Genomic DNA, 18,206 nt, shown 5'->3' with positions numbered 1-18,206 from the left:
GCTTCTTTCGTTACTTCTTGGAACTGATCAGCTGTGGTACGGCTCTGCGCTGAGCAGAGTGACCTTCATGGTCTTGCCGTTGGGCAGGTTGTACTCACGAGTGTCGCCCACCTTGGCTTCGAGCAGCGAGCCGCCCAAAGGAGAGTTGGGGGAGTAGACCTCGAGCTTGGCGTCACGAGCGCCCTCTTCGCGGGTCGCGATGAGGAAGGTCTCGGTGTCGCTCTCGTCGCCGTCGTAGTACACCTTCACGACAGAACCCGGCAGTGCGACGCCGGACTGGGTGGGTGCTTCGCCGACCTTGGCGCTGTTGAGCAGATCCTGAAGCTGACGGATCCGAGCTTCCTGCTGTCCCTGGTCCTCGCGAGCAGCGTGGTAGCCGCCGTTCTCCTTCAGATCGCCCTCTTCGCGGCGCTCGTTGATTTCAGCGGCGATGATGGGGCGATAGGCGATGAGCTGGTCGAGTTCCTTCTTGAGCCTGTCATGTGATTCCTGGGTAAGCCAGGTCACCTGGGTCTCGGTCATCTCGATCACTCCCTAGTAGTCGGAGCCGGGGGCTCCCTCGACAGATCACTGCGACAGCAATGAACCCACTGCGACAGCAATGTGTTCACTGCGACAGCAATAAAACAACGGCTCGAACGCACCTGGATCAGGTGTGATCTTGCCGTCACCGCAACAGTTGACGCCCAACCTGGCCGTCAATGCAGCAATACACGGTTCCACCCGGAACCGTGTATCAGGCGATTCTATCACGCAGGACTACCCGCCCCGTCCGAACTCAAACGTTCGGCGGGGCGCGTAGCCCGCAATTGTCAGGTTTTTGTCAGGCCTTGGTCAGATACCCCGGGACATCGAAACTACATCCGTAGACGTCGGCCATGCCTGGCGGCAAGGACGTCTTGATCTCGGTATTGAACTCGAGTGTCTGGTACTCGGACGGAGGCACGTAGACCTCGCGTCGGCCCGTCTCGGATCCGTCCTTGGAGCGGGCGCGTACGACGCACACAGCTTCTCGGCTGGAATCGTCTCGTGTGACGGTGAACCGAATTTTCATGGTCGAGTTGTCGGCGATGTCGTAGGAGATCGTCTCGGTCTCGATTTCCTTGACCGAAAATTTTGTGTACCCGACAAAGGCGATACCGGTGCCGACGACGATGACGAGTGCGGTCAGAGCCCACACCAGCCACCTGCGGGAACCGCCTGTGCGACGTGCGTTCGGGTACCGATCTTGGGGAAGCGGTTTGCTCATCACTCTGCTCTCGAAGACTCGAGTTCGTGTTCTACGCAACCTCGGACTGGGGTCATGGCTGCATCAGGAACTCTCGGGTGGAACTATAGAGGACGGGCCCAGCCGCACTGTCGGTAGGTTTGATGGCAACGAAAGAACGTCGAGCAGTGCACAGTGCGTGAATCAAAGACGCCGGCAACGGCTAGAAGGTAAGAAGTTGAGGTGAACGAACACGTGAGCGGATTCCGGCTCATGGCCGTCCATGCCCATCCCGACGACGAGTCGAGCAAGGGTGCGGCGACCACCGCCCGTTATGCAGCAGAAGGCCACGAAGTGATGGTCCTGACGCTCACCGGGGGTGAACGTGGCGACATTCTCAACCCGGCCATGGACGTTCCCGGAGTGCGCGACCGGATCACCGAAGTGCGTCAGGAAGAGATGGCTGAGGCCGCTCGCATCCTCGGCGTGCAGCATCGTTGGCTCGGTTTCGTCGACTCCGGTCTGCCCGAGGGCGATCCGCTGCCGCCGCTGCCGGAGGGCTGCTTCGCGGTAGTTCCTCTCGAAGAGTCGACGCGTGCTCTGGTGAAGGTCTTCCGTGAGTTCCGTCCGCACGTCATCACGACGTACGACGAAAACGGCGGCTACCCCCATCCCGATCACATTCGGTGCCACGAGGTGTCGATGGCTGCCTACGAAGCGGCCGCAGATCCCGAGTACTTCCCCGAAGACGGCGAACCGTGGGAAATCAAGAAGGTCTACTACTCGCACGGATTCATCCGTAAGCGACTCGAACTCTTCCAGGAGGAGTACGAGCGACGCGGGGAACCGTTCCCGATGGCCGACTGGCTCAAGAAATGGAAGACCGAGCGCGGCGACGCGATGGTACGTGTCACCACGCAGATCACCTGTGGCGACTACTTCCCGCAGCGCGACGACGCTCTGCGTGCACACGCGACGCAGATCGACCCCAACGGTTCGTTCTTTGCCGTGCCGCTCGATATTCAGCAGAAGATCTGGCCCACCGAGGAATTCGAACTCGTTAAGACGCGGGTCACCACGTCCATCCCGGAAACCGACCTGTTCGCAGGTCTTGAAGAGGACGTTTCGAAGTGAATGCACTATCCGCCGAGGTAGTTCTCGGCACCACACAACTGCTCGCTCAGAGCCCGAGCAACCCGTCGGGCCCGGAGTTCGGAAAGTCGTCGCCCGTCGGCCTGGTTGTTGTTCTGGCATTGTTCGTCGGCGTTATCCTGCTGGTCATTTCGATGAATCGTCAGCTCAAGAAGCTGCCCGAGACTTTCGAACCGGAGCATCCCGAGCTCGATCAGCAGGCTGACGAGGGAACCGATCGCGGCGCGATCCCGACGCCGGACGCAGCAGGTTCCGCCGTCTCGACCGAGAAGACTCCGAAGCAAGAATCCTGACCTAGGCGAAGGTAGTGCTGATGGACCCGCGGATGCGTAACACCTTGAGCGGGTCCACCAGTCCCTACCTGCGTCAGCACGCCGACAATCCGGTCCACTGGCAGCAGTGGAGCCAGGATGCGATGGACTGGGCGCGCGAACGCAACGTGCCGATCCTGCTCTCCATCGGTTACTCGGCGTGCCATTGGTGCCACGTGATGGCACATGAGTCGTTCGAGAACGACGCGATCGCCGAGATCATGAATACGAACTTCGTGTGTGTGAAGGTGGACCGCGAAGAGCGCCCGGACATCGACGCCGTCTACATGAACGCGACAGTCGCGATGACCGGTCAGGGCGGCTGGCCCATGACGTGTTTCCTGACTCCGGACGGTTCACCGTTCTACTGCGGCACCTACTACCCGCCGACTCCACGCGGCGGAATGCCTTCCTTCACGCAACTTCTCGAAGCGATTGCCGATACCTTCACCAATCGTCGCGGTGACGTCGACAACGCGGCGGAGTCCATCGTGACCGAGTTGCAACGCGCGTCGGGCGGCATTCCCTACGGTCCGCCCATCGACGCGGCTCTGCTCGACGGCGCGGGTCGTTCGATCCTCGGCGACGAAGACCTTCCGCGCGGCGGTTTCGGCGGCGCCCCCAAGTTTCCGCCGTCCGCACTCCTCGAAGGGCTGCTCCGCCAGTTCGAGCGAACAGGTTCCGACGAGGTTCTCGGCGGAATCGAGCGCACCGCCGAAGCCATGGCTCGCGGCGGTATCTACGACCAGTTGGGCGGCGGTTTCTCTCGCTACGCCGTCGACGCCGAGTGGGTCGTGCCGCACTTCGAGAAAATGCTCTACGACAATGCGCTGCTGCTGCGGTTCTACGCTCATTGGGCTCGTCGTACCGGTTTCGACTTGGCAACTCGCATCACCGAAGAAACCGCGAACTTTCTCCTGCGTGATTTGCGCACCGAAAACGGTTGTTTCGCTTCGGCTCTCGACGCAGACACCGAGGGCGCCGAAGGACTCACGTACGTGTGGACGCCGGCGCAGTTGGTTGACGTGCTCGGCGAAGACGACGGGCGCTGGGCGGCAGAGTTGTTCCGTGTCACCGCAACCGGAACCTTCGAAGAGGGCGCGTCGGTGTTGCAGTTGCTCCGCGATCCCGACGACTGGGCGCGGTGGCAGACGGTGTCCGACGCATTGCGCGTCGTCCGAAAAAACCGTCCGCAACCGGGCCGAGACGACAAAGTTGTCACGGCCTGGAACGGGCTGGCCATCACGGCGTTGACGGAAGCCGGTCTGGCACTGGACAAACCCGAATGGATTGCGGCGGCGGCTGATTGCGCGCAGAAATTACTCGATTTACACCTCGTTGATGGCAGATTGCGACGGGCGTCGCTTGGCGGCAATGTCGGTGAGTCCACAGCTGTGCTCGACGACTATGCAGCGCTGTCCACCGGGTTGCTCGCGCTGTATCAAGCCACAGGGTCAGCAAACTGGCTCGACGCGGCCCAGGAACTGCTCGACGTCACCGTCGACGATTTTGCTGATCCCGCCGAACCCGGAAGTTGGTTCGATACAGCAGATTTCGCCGAGGTATTGGTCACTCGCCCGCGTGATCCGCTGGACGGTGCAACACCGTCGGGAGCGTCGAGCGTCACGGAAGCGCTATTGACGGCGGCGGCACTGGTCGAGGACCCTTCGCTCTATGCACAGGCCGCCGCCGATTCCCTGGCCCGCGCACGCATGCCGCTCGAACGTGCGCCGCGCTCGGCGGGGCACTGGCTGGCAGTGGCGGAGGCGTCGTTGCGTGGGCCGATTCAAGTGGCCGTCGTGGGTGGGGGCGATCTTCTCGAGGTTGCTCGCCGACTCGCGCCGGGCGGCGCCGTCGTAGTCGGGGGAGAGCCGGATTCCTCACCGCTTCTTGCGGATCGGCCATTGGTGGACGGTGTTCCGGCCGCGTACGTCTGCCGCGGATTTGTGTGCGAGCGGCCGGTCACCGACGTGATCGGGCTTGCCGCGCAATTGAACTTGCCGGTCAGTTGAATACGACGAGCCAGACCGCGATGTAGTGGCAGATCGCCGCGATCACGGTAGCGGCGTGGAAGAACTCGTGATGTCCGAAGGTCACAGGCCACGGGTTGGGCCATTTGGTGGCGTACAGAATCGCGCCGACGCTGTAGAAGATTCCGCCGACCAGCAGGAGCACCATGGGCGCTACGCCCACCTGGTGCGTCAGCTCGCCGACAACGGGCACGATGGCCCACCCGAGGAGCAGATACAGCGGTACGCCTACCCATTTGGGGGCTGTGGGCCACAGCATCTTGAGGGCTACACCGGCCAGAGCGCCGGCCCAGACAATCGCGAGAATGACCCTGCCTGTCTCGGCGGGTAGTCCGAGCATCGCGAATGGTGTGTAACTGCCGGCGATGAACAGAAAGATCATCGAATGGTCGGCGCGTTTCATCCAGATCCGGCCTTCGACCGTTTGCCACTGGATGCGGTGATAGGTCGCGCTGATGCCGAACAGGCCGCAGATCGTGATGCTGTAGATCGCGGTGGCCCACGCGGCCTTGGCGCCCACTTGTGCCCCGGCGACGGACACCAGAACTATGCCCGCGGCGATGGATACGAACAGTGCCCACAGATGGATCCATCCGCGCATGCGTGGTTTGACCGGAAGCTCCTCGAGTCCGAATGCCGTCATCCTTCAACCTCTCTCGGACCTGAACTTCTAACCTACGGTACCGTAGGTTACGTATCAGTAGCATAACTTACCTGCAGGTTTTCAACGCACTGAAGTTGAGTGACGGCGCTCGCAAACGCACCAGGCGACCGGGCGTAGTCTTTGACACCATGGTGATGTCACGGTGAATCTGCGCGGACTGGCGTACAGCATTTATGAGCGGCGACTCCTGCGTCATCTCGACGGGCTCGCCCACCCACGGCATGTGGCTGTGATGTGTGACGGCAACAGGCGATGGGCGCGTGAGAACGGATTTGCCGACGTCAGCCACGGCCACCGTGCCGGCGCACTCAAAATTTCGGAACTCCTCGAATGGTGTGAAGCGGCCGGAATCGAGATGGCCACCATCTATCTGCTCTCCACCGAAAATCTGCGTCGCGATCCCGAAGAGTTGGACACCCTCCTCGAAATCATCACTGAGGTCGTCGAAGAAATCTCCGGCCCCACCCGGAACTGGAGTGTGAAGATCGTCGGCGCTCTGGATCTGCTTCCATCCGAGCAGTCGCGGCGCCTCCGTGAGGCTGCGGACGGGACCAACGGATGCACAGGCACGCACGTCAACATCGCGATCGGATACGGCGGCCGTCAGGAAATCGCCGACGCCGTCCAGTCGCTACTGAGCGAAAAGCTGAGCGAAGGGCTCAGTAGTGACGAACTGGTGCAGGCCATCACTGTCGACGGTATCGATGCTCACCTGTACACGTCCGGGCAGCCCGATCCTGATCTGGTGATCCGTACGTCAGGCGAACAGCGGCTCTCCGGGTTTCTGTTGTGGCAGAGCGCTTATTCGGAAATCTGGTTCACCGAGGCGTACTGGCCGGAGTTTCGTCGAGTCGACTTTCTCCGGGCCCTGCGTGACTACGCCGCGAGGCACCGGCGTTTCGGAGTCTAGAGCTTGCGCAGGCGCAACCGATTGATCGTGTGATCGGAATCCTTGCGCAGCACCAGCGTTGCGCGAGGCCGGGTGGGGAGGATGTTCTCCACCAGGTTCGGAAGGTTGATCGAATTCCAGATTTCCTTGGCCGCGATGGTCGCGTCGCGGTCGGACAGCCCCGAATAGTGGTGGAAGTGGTCGTTGGGGTTGGCAAACGAGGTCCGGCGCAGCGCCAGGAACCGCTGGAGGTACCAGGCTTCGATGTCCTCGATCCGGGCGTCGACGTAGATCGAGAAGTCGAACAGATCCGAGACCATCAACCGTGGTCCGGTCTGAAGTACGTTGAGGCCCTCGATGACCAGGATGTCGGGCTGCCGGATTAGATGAAACTGGCCGGGGATGACGTCGTACGAAGTATGTGAATAGACCGGGGCTGCTACCTCTTCGACGCCGGACTTCACTTCGGTCACGAATCGCAGAAGCTTCCGGCGATCATAGCTTTCGGGAAAACCCTTGCGGTGCATGATGCCCCGACGGTTCAGTTCCTTGGTCGGATACAGAAATCCGTCAGTCGTCACGAGGTCGACACGAGGGTGATGGTCCCAACGAGCCAGCAATGCTTGCAGCACACGGGCTGTCGTGGATTTTCCGACGGCGACGGATCCGGCGACTCCGATGACGAAGGGGACCTGTCGATCGGGATGCTTCTCGCCGAGGAACGTCGCGGTGGCCGCGAATAAACGCTGGCGTGCTGCAACCTGGAGGTGGATCAGACGAGCCAAGGGGAGATAGACCTCGGCAACTTCTTCCATATCGATCTGCTCGCCGAGACCACGGAGGCCGTACAACTCGTCCTCGGTCAGCACCAACGGCGTCGACTTGCGGAGGGTGCGCCACTGCTTGCGGTCGAACTCGACGTAGGGACTTGTTTCGCTGGTACGTGCCATCAGCACAGCTCGCAGGCGTCGAGAATCGGCAATGTCGATCGAACAGACGACGCGTGTGAGCAAGCCAGGCGCGAAGGCGCACGATCCGAGTGCATACCCGAATTGTGCTTGGTGGCACCGTGAGAGCTTCCGTCGGGTCGGATTCCGGGCGCGGGCGCTAGGCTGGGGCGTTATGGATGCCGACTCGCTCGTACGCCGATATCTGCTGCTGGGACTGGGTTTCGACCGGCTCGAAGAAGGGTTTGTCGATGCTTTCACGGGCGACCCCGCTTTACGACGGCAAGTGGAGAACGCGCCCAAGCCCGATCCGCGTGAACTTGCCCGCACGGCACGCGAACTCCGCGGCGACTTGCCGCTGAGCGGATTGAACGACGAGCGCGCGCACTTCATCGACGTTCACCTCCGGGCTCTGGAATGCTCGGGGCGCAAGTTCGCCGGTGACGAGATCGGCTTTGTCGACGAGGTCGAGGCGTACTTCGACGTCCGGATCAGCAAGGGCAACGAGGACAGTTACAGCGGCGCGCATCGGCGGATGAGTGAGGTTCTGCCTGGTCCGGGATCGTTGGCCGAGCGCGTACTGGCGCATCGAAAGGCCGACGAGATTCCAGCGGCAAAACTCGGCGAGTGCGTCGACGCGATGTCGAGTGCCCTGCGTGATCTGGTTCGCGGCACCTTCCCGTTGCCGGCGTCGGAAACCGTCGAATACGAAGTGGTGGGGGACAAGCCGTGGTCGGGTTTCAACTACTACCTCGGTGATTACCGGTCGAAGGTGGCGATCAATTCCGATCTGCCGCAATTCATGGCGAACCTGCCGCGGTTGATCGCCCACGAGTCGTACCCCGGACATCACACCGAGCATTGCCGCAAGGAAGCCGGATTGGTCGGCGCCGGCCAGCTCGAGCAGACGCTGTTCCTGGTCAATACGCCCCAGTGTCTGATGGCCGAAGGGCTGGCGGATTTGGCGCTCGAAGCGATAGTCGGACCCGACTGGGGATTGTGGGCGCAGGAGATCTACGCCGATCTGGGGTTGGACTTCGACGGCGAGAAGGCGCAGCGGTTGTCGGCGGCGTCGGGTCAGTTGATCAGCGTTCGTCAGGACGCGGCACTGATGCTGCACGACGAAGGCCGTAGCCACGACGACGTCTCCGCATTCCTGGAGCGATGGTCGTTGTCGACGCCGGAGCGCGCTCGGCAGTCACTTCGATTCCTGTCCTCGCCGCTGTGGCGGGCGTACACCAGCACCTACGTCGAGGGATATCGATTGCTTGGTGGATGGCTCGATCAGGCCGCAACGGAATCAGACCGCCGTGATCGATTTCGGCGTCTACTGGACGAGCCGCTGGTGCCCAGTTCGCTACGTTCGGCACCGGGTGGAGATCAGTTGGGCGAGGTTCGTAGACTGGACCCATTCGATTCCGCATCCACCTTGGAGATTCCTCGATGACCGCTGTGCCCGGCTCCGACGTCAACTCTGCATCACTCGCCGAACTGGACCCCGAGGTCGCGCAGGCGATGGCCGGTGAATTGGCTCGTCAGCGCGACACCCTCGAGATGATCGCGTCGGAGAACTTTGTTCCCCGCTCGGTTCTGCAGGCTCAGGGCAGCGTCCTGACCAACAAGTACGCCGAGGGCTACCCGGGACGCCGTTACTACGGTGGTTGCGAGCACGTCGACGTCATCGAAGACCTCGCACGTAACCGTGCGAAGGAACTTTTCGGTGCCGAGTACGCCAACGTCCAGCCGCACTCGGGCGCACAGGCAAACGCTGCCGTCCTGATGGCTCTGATGAACCCGGGCGAGAAGCTCCTCGGCCTCGACCTCGCTCACGGCGGTCACCTCACGCACGGCATGAAGCTCAACTTCTCCGGCAAGCTGTACGACTGCTCGTCTTACGGCGTCAGCAAGGACGACCACCGCATCGACATGGATGAGGTCCGCAAGATCGCCCTCGCCGAGAAGCCGAAGGTCATCGTCGCCGGCTGGTCCGCGTACCCGCGTCAGCAGGATTTTGCAGCGTTCCGCGCTATTGCCGACGAGGTCGGCGCTTACCTGTGGGTCGACATGGCGCACTTCGCCGGTCTGGTTGCCGCTGGTCTGCATCCGTCGCCCGTCCCGTACGCCGACGTAGTCTCCTCAACCGTCCACAAGACCCTCGGTGGCCCGCGCTCCGGTCTGATCCTGGCGAAGAAGGAGTGGGCCAAGAAGCTCAACTCCGCAGTCTTCCCGGGCCAGCAGGGTGGACCGCTCATGCATGCCATCGCGGCCAAGGCCGTCACCTTCAAGATCGCTGCCGGCGAAGAGTTCAAGGACCGTCAGGCACGCACCCTCTCGGGCGCACGCATCCTCGCTGAGCGTCTGGGCAACAAGGACGTCGCAGATCAGGGCATCAGCGTTCTGACCGGCGGCACCGACGTCCACCTGGTTCTCGTGGACCTGCGCAACTCCGCACTCGACGGCCAGCAGGGCGAAGACCTTCTGCATGAGGTCGGCATCACCGTCAACCGCAATGCAGTTCCGTTCGATCCGCGTCCGCCGATGACCACCTCCGGTCTGCGTATCGGCACCGCTGCGCTGGCAACTCGCGGATTCGGCGATGCCGAGTTCACCGAGGTTGCCGACATCATCGGTACCGCTCTGGCCGGCAATGCCGACCTGGTTGCACTGCGCGCCCGTGTCGCCAAGCTCGCTCTCGACGTCCCGTTGTACGACGGACTCGAGGACTGGGGCTTGCTCAGCAAGAACGTCTAAATAGTCTCTTCCCGTCGGCCCGGTACCCAGTGTGGTGCCGGGCCGTCGGCGTTCTTGTGGCGCCTACGATGGTCGGATGGCTCAACCACGGACAGTTGCATTGGCGCTCGGTTCCGGTGGCGCGCGGGGCTACGCCCACATCGGCGTCATTCAGGTACTCGAGGAACGCGGCTATTCGATTGTCGGCGTTGCAGGTTCGTCGATGGGCGCGCTGATCGGGGGCTTGTACGCGGCGGGGAAGCTCGACGAGTTCACCGAGTGGGCGATCTCGCTGAAGGCCCGCGATGTTGTTCGATTACTCGACGTCTCCATGTCGGCTCCCGGGGCGATCCACGCGGAGAAGGTACTCGGGCGGGTACGCGAGATCCTGGGTGAGACGTGCATCGAGGACATGCGCATTCCGTTCACTGCCGTTGCCACCGACCTGGCTGCCGGTAGGTCGGTGTGGTTTCAGCACGGTCCTGTCGACGCGGCGATTCGGGCGTCCATTGCCATCCCCGGCGTCATCACCCCTCTGGTTCTCAACGGCCGCGTGTTGGTGGACGGTGGCATTCTCGATCCACTTCCCGTCGCGCCGACGCTGTCGATCCGTGCAGATCTGACGATCGGGGTCAGCCTCGGGGCCGAGGCTCGCGAGAGCCGGACACCGGCGCGAGTGGGCACGGAACCACGTCCCGTCGACGAGTGGGTAGGCCGATTCAAACGTGGCACTGCGCAGTTTCTCGATCGGGAGACGGTGAAATCAGTGGTGTCTCGATTCGGTGGTCACTCGACGGGTATCGGTCTGGACGAGGTGAGTCTGGACGAGGCTGGTCCTGATGTCGCTCCGAAGATCGGCCGGTTAGAGATCATGGGTCGATCACTCGAAGTTGTGCAGTCCGCACTCGCCCGGTATCAGCTCGCCGTGTATCCACCGGACGTGCTGATTCAGGTGCCGCGCAAATCAGCTCGGAGTCTCGACTTTGCGCGGGCCACCGAGATGATCGCGATCGGCCGGGCTTTGACCGAATCTGCGCTCGACGCCGAGGATTTCTGAAGTCTCGCCCCGATGAATCACACGAGTGGCATTTTGTTACCTGGCGTTCACTCGAAAGGCGGCCAATTTCGTAGCGCGATAGCGAGAACCGAAGTACCGTCGGCAGTATCGAGTAGCGCAGAAGTTACTTGTGCGGGAGGTTCTGATCGTGACTGAAAAACTCAGTGCGAGAGGGCCGGCGCCCGGCCCTTGTTTCAGCTGACACTTGCGTCATCTGACACCAGAGCCGTCCGGTCCAGCGAGTTGAGTTTGCGCGGGTGCCGCGCAGGCCAAGGAGCCCAACGTGACTGCATCACGCTCTGTCTCTAACCGGAATTACTCGGGAGATGCACTTCGCACCTATGTATTGGATACGTCGGTCCTCTTGTCGGATCCATGGGCTGTCACACGATTCGCCGAGCACAACGTGATCCTTCCCCTGGTTGTGGTCAGTGAACTCGAAGGTAAAAGGCATCATCCGGAACTGGGGTGGTTTGCCCGAGAGGCGCTTCGCATGCTCGACGATCTGCGCATCGAGTACGGCCGCCTCGACAGGCCGGTTCCGATCGGTACCGAGAACGGCACCTTGCAGGTAGAACTCAATCACACTGATCCCGCGGTCCTCCCCATCGGATTCCGTACGGACAGTAACGATTCGAGAATTTTAGCCTGCGCCCTCAACCTTGCAGCCGAAGGCAAGGATGTAGTTCTTGTCAGTAAGGACACACCGCTGCGAGTCAAGGCCGGCGCCGTCGGACTTCCGGCCGATGAATACCACGCTCACGACGTCGTACCGTCCGGATGGACAGGCATGACGGAAATGGGTGTGGCGTCGACGGACATCGACGAACTGTTCAGTGAAGGCTTCCTGGACCTCGACGAATCTCGAGATCTTCCGTGTCACACCGGGGTTCGGCTACTGGGTGGGTCGTCGAGCGCGCTGGGCCGGGTCACCCCGGACAAACGGATTCAGCTGGTCCGCGGTGACCGTGAAGCCTTCGGTCTGCACGGGCGGAGTGCGGAACAGCGTATTGCGCTCGAAATCTTGATGGACGAAAGCATTGGAATCGTCTCTCTGGGAGGCAAAGCGGGCACCGGCAAGTCGGCCTTGGCGTTGATGGCGGGCCTCGAAGCAGTGCTCGAGCGGCGCAGTCAACGCAAAGTTGTTGTCTTCCGGCCACTGTATGCCGTTGGCGGACAAGAACTTGGCTACCTGCCGGGTAGCGAGAGCGAGAAGATGGGCCCGTGGGCTCAGGCCGTCTTCGACACGCTCGACGGGTTGGCTTCACCGGAAGTTCTCGAAGAGGTCCTGGCCCGCGGAATGTTGGAAGTCTTGCCGCTCACGCACATTCGCGGACGATCGCTTCACGATTCATTCGTGATTGTCGACGAGGCGCAGTCGCTGGAGCGAAATGTGTTGCTGACGGTGCTTTCTCGGTTGGGGACGGGATCTCGCGTCGTACTGACGCATGATGTCGCGCAGCGGGACAACCTGCGGGTGGGTCGTCACGACGGAGTTGCAGCAGTGATCGAAAAGCTCAAGGGCCATCCGCTTTTTGCGCATATCACTCTCACTCGCAGTGAACGTTCACCCATTGCAGAGTTGGTGACCGAGATGTTGGAGGAGTTCGGTCCGACGCCGTAATGAGATTCTCCCCGTGCGACTTTCGTGTCGCACGGGGAGAACGTTATGCCTCGAGAGGTCCGAGTTCCGTGTTCAGCACTTCCTGAACCACACGCATCGCGGCAAGTCCGGCCGGCGCGCCGCAGTACGCGCTGGCATGGATGACGGTTTCCACGATTTCGGTGCGGGTCAAGCCGTTTCGCAGGGCTCCGCGCACGTGGCCCTTGAGTTCGTTCTCGGCGCGCAAGGCAATGAGCATGCCCAGGTTGATCAAGCTGCGGCTACGACGGTCCAACCCGGGCCGCGTCCACACCGATCCCCACACATTCGCGGTCACGAAGTTCTGTAGCTCTTCGCTGTCGGTTCCCCGGGTTCGATCGAACGCTGCATCGACAAAATCGGCGCCCATCACTTCGGTTCGCACAGCCAATCCGGCGTCGAAGGAGTCGGGTGTGTTGTTCTCGGTCATCGCGGATCGCTCTCTTCCGGCAAGTATTGTCAGGCCGGAGCCAGCCTACTGCGAGTGCCGCTACCGACAACTGCCTGCCCGACTGCGGTCAGCACACCCCACAGGAAGTCCCGCAGACTGAAGTAATCGCGCCACACCGCGATCTTGCCGTCACGCAATTCGAAGGTTCCGCACACCCAGAACTCGATGCGCAGCGGACCCACGATAATGGTGTCAGTGCGTTCCGTCAGGACGGTGACGTGGTCGCCGACGATGTTGTGCATGTCGGCCTCGAACCTCAGCGACGGTTTTGTGACAAGGCGAAGGGCTCGTGTCACTACCTTCTTGCCTCGTAGCGTCGGTAGCGAGACGTTCTGCCAGACGATGTCGTCTGTCATCAGTTCTGCGGCACCGTCCACATCGAAATCGGTGAGGGCACGGAACATCTTTCGAACTGTTGTGACCGAATCAGTATTCATCGCGTCCCCTTCACGAACTCTTGACGAATGTCCCCAAGCCGTCCTGGTCGAAGTACTCCAAGGTTAACGAGTTTCCGTCGAAAACGGCTTTGGAAATCGTTCCGATCGGTGCATTCTCGCTCTCGGGACGGAACGTGAAGGTATTGCCGTCCCACTGCGTCAGCGGGTAGGTGACGTCGGCTGGACCCAGCGTTAGTGTCAGCGCGCCGTTCACCTCGGCTACTTTTGCGGGACCCCAGTACGAGTTGTCGTACGTGCCGATCAAGTCCGAGAGTGGTGCCGACGGACCTGGGTTTGCGGGCGGGCTCTGTCCGGCAAGCTCACCTTGCGGGTTCATCTGAGCGGTGAGCATCGCCTTGTACGGTGTGCGCCAATCCCGGGTGATCTTGCCGTATTCGACGAGGTCCGCGAATTCGGCGTTGAGTGCCTCGGGAACTCCCGTCGGGCTGCCGTTGGTCAGCGTCACGATCCCGACGTCGGCCGACGGAATCATCAGCACATTGGTAGCAGCACCCAGGATGAACGCTCCCGAATGACTCAGCCGCACACGGCCGGACGGACTGTCGGACACGTTGAATCCGTATCCGTAGAAACCTGCTCGCTCACCGAGTGTTGCCGGGTGATGCGAGATGACCTCCGGGCTCACAGCGGGAACCAAGGCGTCGGTCTCGACGATCTGTTTGCCGTTGTATTCGCCGCCGCCGAGGACCATGTCCATCCACTTGGCCATGTCGTTGGCTGACGAGCTCACTCCGCCGGCGGGAGATTGGGCATCGGGTTGCCGCACGACGCCGGACGTGTATTTGCCGTCGTAGAGTTGGTGGCCGACAGCGCGATTCTCCCGCGCTTGGTAGTCGGCAAACGTCGACGAGGTCGACGTCATGCCCACAGGGCCGTAGATAGCGTTCTGAGACAGCGCTTCCCAACTCGTTCCAGCCGCGGCGGCGACGGCTTCGGCACCCGCAGTAACCCCGAAGTTCGTGTACTCGTACGTGATCCGGAACGGGTTGAGCGGGAGTTGGCGAAGCTTGTCGAGGACCTGAGTTCGGTCGAATCCGATGTCCTCGAGAGCGTCGCCGGCGTGGTCGGGTAGTCCGGACCGATGAGAATAGAGATCGGAAATCTCCAGGTGATCAGTGACCCAGGGATCGCTGAGGGCAAAGTTCGGCAGCTCTGACTTCACCAGAGTGTCCCAGCCGACCGTTCCGACACCGACCTCATGCGCGACAACCGTGGCACCGACAGGCTTGGACAGCGACGCGAGCTGGAACACCGTATCGGCGTCGACGGCAGCGTCTTTGCCTTGCTCGCGTACGCCGAATCCTTTGGCATAGACGGTCTTGCCACCATGAACGACGGCGATTGCCATGCCCGGCACTCCGGAACTGTCCATGAGCTCCTGGGCCAGCCCGTCCAGTTTTCCGACGGCAGCATCGATCTGCCCATCCGGGATCGGCACACCGACATCGAGGCCGGGGGTGGAATCGCTGACGACAGGGCCTGTGGAACTGGTGTTGTTGCTCGAGTCGTCCGACGCGCATCCCGCGACCAAGGCGAGGGTGAGGACCACGGGAATGGTCAGTGCAAGGGCGCGAGTCGAGTTTCTCCGGGCTCTGGACACGAGAGTCTCCCTGGTTGGGCAATCATCGAGTTTGTTCGGTTTCTCCATTGTCGACGAAATTGGGGACCCAATTCCGGTGAATGTGGAAATGCGCCGAATATCGATCCGTACGTGGTTACGTTGGAGCCAGGACTGCCGACATCATCCGGCCGTCGGCACGAAGGGAGACGAGGAAGATTGATGGATATCGAATCGGGTGAAGGATCGAGTGGGTACCTCTACAGCATCAGCGATTCCGGTGATCTCTACCGTGGCCTGAAACTGAGCGGCGGCGGTACCGCGATCGAGGCGTATCTGGAGCAGTCGGATACGTGGGTGGCGAGTCCCGAGGATTACATCTCTCGTTCCTTCTGCACGGGGGAGTTCGAGCGCATATCGCAGGATGACGCCGAGTCGATTATCGACGAGGCGCGTGAAGCCCGGAGCCAGTGGTCGGATGAGAGTTGACAGCAGTCCGACGGCCAGCCGATAGGTGTGTAGTCGCCGGTCGCATTCTCAGTCCTTGACCTTCGCCATCGCAAGGACATCGAGACGCTTGTCGAGTTCCTTCTCGCTGAGCTTGTCGGGAACCAGTCCGCGTTCGATGACGACCTGACGGATGGTCTTCTTCTCCTTCAACGCTTGTTTCGCAACGGAGGCGGCTTCTTCATAGCCGATCGCCGAGTTCAACGGAGTTACGATCGACGGCGAGGATTCGGCAAGTGTCTTGAGATGCTCCTCGTGGGCAACCAAACCGCTGACGCATTTGTCTGCGAACAACCGAGAAACGTTGGCCAGCAACATGAAAGACTCGAGCAGGTTGCGCGCCATCATCGGAATGTAGACGTTGAGTTCGAACGCCCCAGCTGCGCCGCCCCACGCGATGGCCGCGTCGTTTCCGATCACTTGAGCCGCGACCTGGGTAACGGCCTCCGGCAGAACGGGATTGACCTTGCCGGGCATGATCGAGCTACCGGGTTGCAGGTCCGGCAGCGCCAGCTCGCCGAGGCCGGTCAGCGGTCCCGACCCCATCCAGCGAATGTCGTTGGCTATCTTCGTGAGTGAGACCGCAATGGTGCGCAGAGCTCCCGAGGCTTCCACCAAACCGTCGCGGGCAGCCTGAGCCTCGAAGCTGTTCTTGGCCGGAACCAAAGCGTCGACGCCAGTTGACTTGACCAGCTCGGCAACAACTTTGGGCCCGAATCCGTCCGGCGCGTTCAATCCCGTACCCACGGCGGTCCCGCCGATCGGTAGTTCGCCGAGGCGGGGGAGTGTGGCCTGGATTCGCTCGATGCCGGCTTCGATCTGGCGAGCGTAACCGCCGAACTCCTGCCCGAGAGTCACCGGAACGGCGTCCATCAGGTGGGTACGCCCGGACTTGACCACCGTTTTCCATTCGGCGGACTTGGCTGCGAGAGCAGCCTGTAGATGTTCCAGTGCCGGAACAAGATCCGTGACTACGGCTACCGTCGCCGCGACGTGCGTGGCCGTCGGGAAAGTGTCGTTGGACGACTGCGACATGTTGACATGATCGTTCGGATGTACGTCCACGTCGTTGGCCTGCGCGATCGACGCGATGACCTCGTTGGCGTTCATGTTGGAACTGGTGCCCGAGCCGGTCTGAAAGACGTCGATGGGGAACTGATCGTCGTGTTTGCCGTCGGCAATCTCATTGGCTGCCGAGATGATGGCATCGGCTTTATCCGCGTCGAGAAGGCCGAGATCCTTGTTGACCTGAGCGCAAGCGGCTTTGAGAAGGCCCATGGCGCGAATTTGAGTGCGCTCGAGGGGTCGGCCGCTGATCGGGAAGTTTTCGACTGCGCGCTGAGTTTGCGCTCGCCACAGTGCATTGATGGGCACCCGAACTTCACCCATGGTGTCGTGTTCGATTCGGAACTGCTGCTCGCTGCTGTCCGTCATTACTCCAGATTAGGGGCCTTCGGCCCCCGTGCGCACTTTTGGTAGTGGTCACTACCAAAAGTGCGCACCGGGCGAAGCCCTAGAAGGTCAGTCGATCTGCGCCTTCTTCACCGTCGAAATCGACGGAGCTGTACTCGCGAAGCTTCTCGAGACGGTGGTACGCGTCGATCATGCGAACGGTGCCGGACTTGCTACGCATCACGATGGACTGCGTGCTGGCGCCGCCGCCGTAGTAACGAACACCGCGCAGGAGGTCACCGTCGGTGACGCCGGTGGCGCAGAAGAAGACGTTCTCGCCGGAGACGAGATCTTCGGTGGTCAGGATCCGATCGAGATCGTGGCCTGCGTCGATGGCCTTCTGACGCTCTTCGTCGTCCGTCGGCGCAAGCTTGCCCTGCAGCGAACCACCCATGCAACGCATAGCGGCTGCGGCGATGATGCCTTCCGGCGTGCCGCCGATGCCGACGAGCATGTCCGTGCCCGACTCGGGACGAGCTGCAGCGATAGCGCCGGCAACGTCACCGTCGGAAATGAGGCGGATACGTGCGCCGGTGTCGCGAACGTCCTGGATCAGCTTCTTGTGACGCGGGCGGTCCAGGATGCAGACGGTGATGTCGGAAACCGACGCCTTCTTGACCTTGGCGACGCGCTTGATGTTCTCGGAGATCGGTGCGCTGATGTCGATGACATCGGCAGCGTCCGGTCCGACAGCGATCTTCTCCATGTAGAACACGGCCGACGGGTCGAACATCGCGCCGCGCTCGGCAACAGCCAACACGGAGATCGCGTTGGGCATGCCCTTGGACATCAATGTGGTTCCGTCAACCGGATCGACAGCGAAGTCGCAGTCCGGGCCGTCGCCGTTGCCGACCTCTTCGCCGTTGAACAGCATCGGCGCTTCGTCCTTCTCGCCTTCGCCGATAACAACGATGCCGCGCATGGACACCGACGAAACGAGCTGACGCATCGCGTCGACAGCAGCGCCGTCGCCACCCTCTTTGTCGCCACGGCCTACCCAGCGACCCGCAGCCATTGCGCCGGCTTCGGTGACTCGGACCAATTCGAGAGCGAGGTTACGGTCCGGGGTCTCACGATGAGTGCTGCTGGCCGTCATGTGCGGTGCCTCCTGGCGCGTTCGCGGTCGACGGGGTGTGTCGACGCAGTGGTTA

At 61.7% G+C, this 18,206-nt stretch carries 18 protein-coding genes; 9 read left to right on the top strand and 9 right to left on the bottom strand.

Features of this window, described 5'->3' with window-relative positions:
• Window positions 1–27 precede the first annotated feature (27 nt).
• Both greA and BDB13_RS26025 read right to left on the bottom strand, forming a co-directional pair.
• Window positions 28–522: a transcription elongation factor GreA gene (gene greA / locus BDB13_RS26030; RefSeq protein ID WP_094275216.1), complete on the bottom strand. Its 495-nt coding sequence runs from the start codon at window positions 520–522 to the stop codon at window positions 28–30.
• A gap of 301 nt (window positions 523–823) precedes the next feature.
• On the bottom strand, window positions 824–1,249 hold the full coding sequence (locus tag BDB13_RS26025; protein WP_176459669.1) for a DUF4307 domain-containing protein: 426 nt from the start codon (window positions 1,247–1,249) through the stop codon (window positions 824–826).
• Window positions 1,250–1,462: 213 nt separating this feature from the next.
• On the opposite strand from BDB13_RS26025, the gene mca reads away from it, so the two are divergent.
• Genes mca through BDB13_RS26010 form a run of 3 tightly spaced genes read left to right on the top strand, consistent with a single transcriptional unit; the run spans window position 1,463 to window position 4,682 of the window.
• Window positions 1,463–2,341 (top strand): mycothiol conjugate amidase Mca, encoded by an 879-nt coding sequence (gene mca, locus BDB13_RS26020; RefSeq protein WP_094275215.1) that lies wholly within the window; start codon window positions 1,463–1,465, stop codon window positions 2,339–2,341.
• Window positions 2,338–2,652, top strand: a complete 315-nt coding sequence (locus BDB13_RS26015) for a hypothetical protein (protein ID WP_094274331.1) — start codon at window positions 2,338–2,340, stop codon at window positions 2,650–2,652. The genes mca and BDB13_RS26015 overlap by 4 nt, the downstream gene beginning before the upstream one ends.
• A gap of 20 nt (window positions 2,653–2,672) precedes the next feature.
• Complete coding sequence (locus tag BDB13_RS26010; protein ID WP_094274330.1) at window positions 2,673–4,682, top strand: thioredoxin domain-containing protein; 2,010 nt, start codon at window positions 2,673–2,675, stop codon at window positions 4,680–4,682.
• On the opposite strand, the gene trhA is transcribed toward BDB13_RS26010, so the two are convergent.
• Window positions 4,675–5,343 carry a PAQR family membrane homeostasis protein TrhA gene (trhA, locus tag BDB13_RS26005; RefSeq protein WP_094274329.1) on the bottom strand — a complete coding sequence of 223 codons (669 nt, stop codon included), beginning with the start codon at window positions 5,341–5,343 and terminating at the stop codon, window positions 4,675–4,677. The two genes, BDB13_RS26010 and trhA, sit on opposite strands and share 8 nt — an antisense overlap.
• 163 nt (window positions 5,344–5,506) lie before the next feature.
• On the opposite strand from trhA, the gene BDB13_RS26000 reads away from it, so the two are divergent.
• Window positions 5,507–6,274 carry an isoprenyl transferase gene (locus BDB13_RS26000; RefSeq protein WP_094274328.1) on the top strand — a complete coding sequence of 256 codons (768 nt, stop codon included), beginning with the start codon at window positions 5,507–5,509 and terminating at the stop codon, window positions 6,272–6,274.
• On the opposite strand, the gene coaA is transcribed toward BDB13_RS26000, so the two are convergent.
• Window positions 6,271–7,203 carry a type I pantothenate kinase gene (coaA, locus tag BDB13_RS25995; RefSeq protein WP_094275214.1) on the bottom strand — a complete coding sequence of 311 codons (933 nt, stop codon included), beginning with the start codon at window positions 7,201–7,203 and terminating at the stop codon, window positions 6,271–6,273. The two genes, BDB13_RS26000 and coaA, sit on opposite strands and share 4 nt — an antisense overlap.
• Before the next feature lie 172 nt (window positions 7,204–7,375).
• Here coaA and BDB13_RS25990 point away from each other — a divergent pair, with 172 nt between their 5' ends.
• From BDB13_RS25990 to BDB13_RS25975, 4 genes are all read left to right on the top strand, one after another.
• Window positions 7,376–8,647 carry a DUF885 domain-containing protein gene (locus BDB13_RS25990; protein WP_254923063.1) on the top strand — a complete coding sequence of 424 codons (1,272 nt, stop codon included), beginning with the start codon at window positions 7,376–7,378 and terminating at the stop codon, window positions 8,645–8,647.
• Window positions 8,644–9,951 carry a serine hydroxymethyltransferase gene (glyA, locus tag BDB13_RS25985; RefSeq protein WP_094274327.1) on the top strand — a complete coding sequence of 436 codons (1,308 nt, stop codon included), beginning with the start codon at window positions 8,644–8,646 and terminating at the stop codon, window positions 9,949–9,951. Before BDB13_RS25990 ends, glyA begins: the two co-directional genes overlap by 4 nt.
• A gap of 76 nt (window positions 9,952–10,027) precedes the next feature.
• Window positions 10,028–10,987: a patatin-like phospholipase family protein gene (locus BDB13_RS25980; RefSeq protein WP_094274326.1), complete on the top strand. Its 960-nt coding sequence runs from the start codon at window positions 10,028–10,030 to the stop codon at window positions 10,985–10,987.
• Between the two features lie 283 nt (window positions 10,988–11,270).
• On the top strand, window positions 11,271–12,611 hold the full coding sequence (locus tag BDB13_RS25975; RefSeq protein WP_094274325.1) for a PhoH family protein: 1,341 nt from the start codon (window positions 11,271–11,273) through the stop codon (window positions 12,609–12,611).
• A gap of 43 nt (window positions 12,612–12,654) precedes the next feature.
• Here BDB13_RS25975 and BDB13_RS25970 read toward each other — a convergent pair whose 3' ends face one another.
• Genes BDB13_RS25970 through BDB13_RS25960 form a run of 3 tightly spaced genes read right to left on the bottom strand, consistent with a single transcriptional unit; the run spans window position 12,655 to window position 15,186 of the window.
• Window positions 12,655–13,059 carry a carboxymuconolactone decarboxylase family protein gene (locus BDB13_RS25970; protein WP_094274324.1) on the bottom strand — a complete coding sequence of 135 codons (405 nt, stop codon included), beginning with the start codon at window positions 13,057–13,059 and terminating at the stop codon, window positions 12,655–12,657.
• Window positions 13,060–13,088: 29 nt separating this feature from the next.
• Window positions 13,089–13,517, bottom strand: coding sequence for a limonene-1,2-epoxide hydrolase family protein (locus tag BDB13_RS25965; protein WP_094274323.1), 429 nt, complete (start codon window positions 13,515–13,517; stop codon window positions 13,089–13,091).
• A 10-nt stretch (window positions 13,518–13,527) separates the two neighbouring features.
• Window positions 13,528–15,186, bottom strand: coding sequence for a serine hydrolase (locus tag BDB13_RS25960; RefSeq protein ID WP_094274322.1), 1,659 nt, complete (start codon window positions 15,184–15,186; stop codon window positions 13,528–13,530).
• Window positions 15,187–15,318: 132 nt separating this feature from the next.
• On the opposite strand from BDB13_RS25960, the gene BDB13_RS25955 reads away from it, so the two are divergent.
• A complete protein-coding gene (locus tag BDB13_RS25955; protein ID WP_094274321.1) occupies window positions 15,319–15,585 on the top strand; it encodes a hypothetical protein in 267 nt (88 codons plus the stop codon).
• A 48-nt stretch (window positions 15,586–15,633) separates the two neighbouring features.
• Here BDB13_RS25955 and BDB13_RS25950 read toward each other — a convergent pair whose 3' ends face one another.
• Both BDB13_RS25950 and glpX read right to left on the bottom strand, forming a co-directional pair.
• Window positions 15,634–17,037, bottom strand: coding sequence for a class II fumarate hydratase (locus BDB13_RS25950; RefSeq protein WP_094274320.1), 1,404 nt, complete (start codon window positions 17,035–17,037; stop codon window positions 15,634–15,636).
• Between the two features lie 79 nt (window positions 17,038–17,116).
• A complete protein-coding gene (gene glpX / locus BDB13_RS25945) occupies window positions 17,117–18,151 on the bottom strand; it encodes a class II fructose-bisphosphatase (RefSeq protein WP_094274319.1) in 1,035 nt (344 codons plus the stop codon).
• Window positions 18,152–18,206 lie beyond the last annotated feature (55 nt).

Source organism: Rhodococcus sp. OK302 (assembly GCF_002245895.1).
Lineage (GTDB): Bacteria > Actinomycetota > Actinomycetes > Mycobacteriales > Mycobacteriaceae > Rhodococcus_F.
This window is presented reverse-complemented; position numbering and strand designations above follow the sequence as displayed.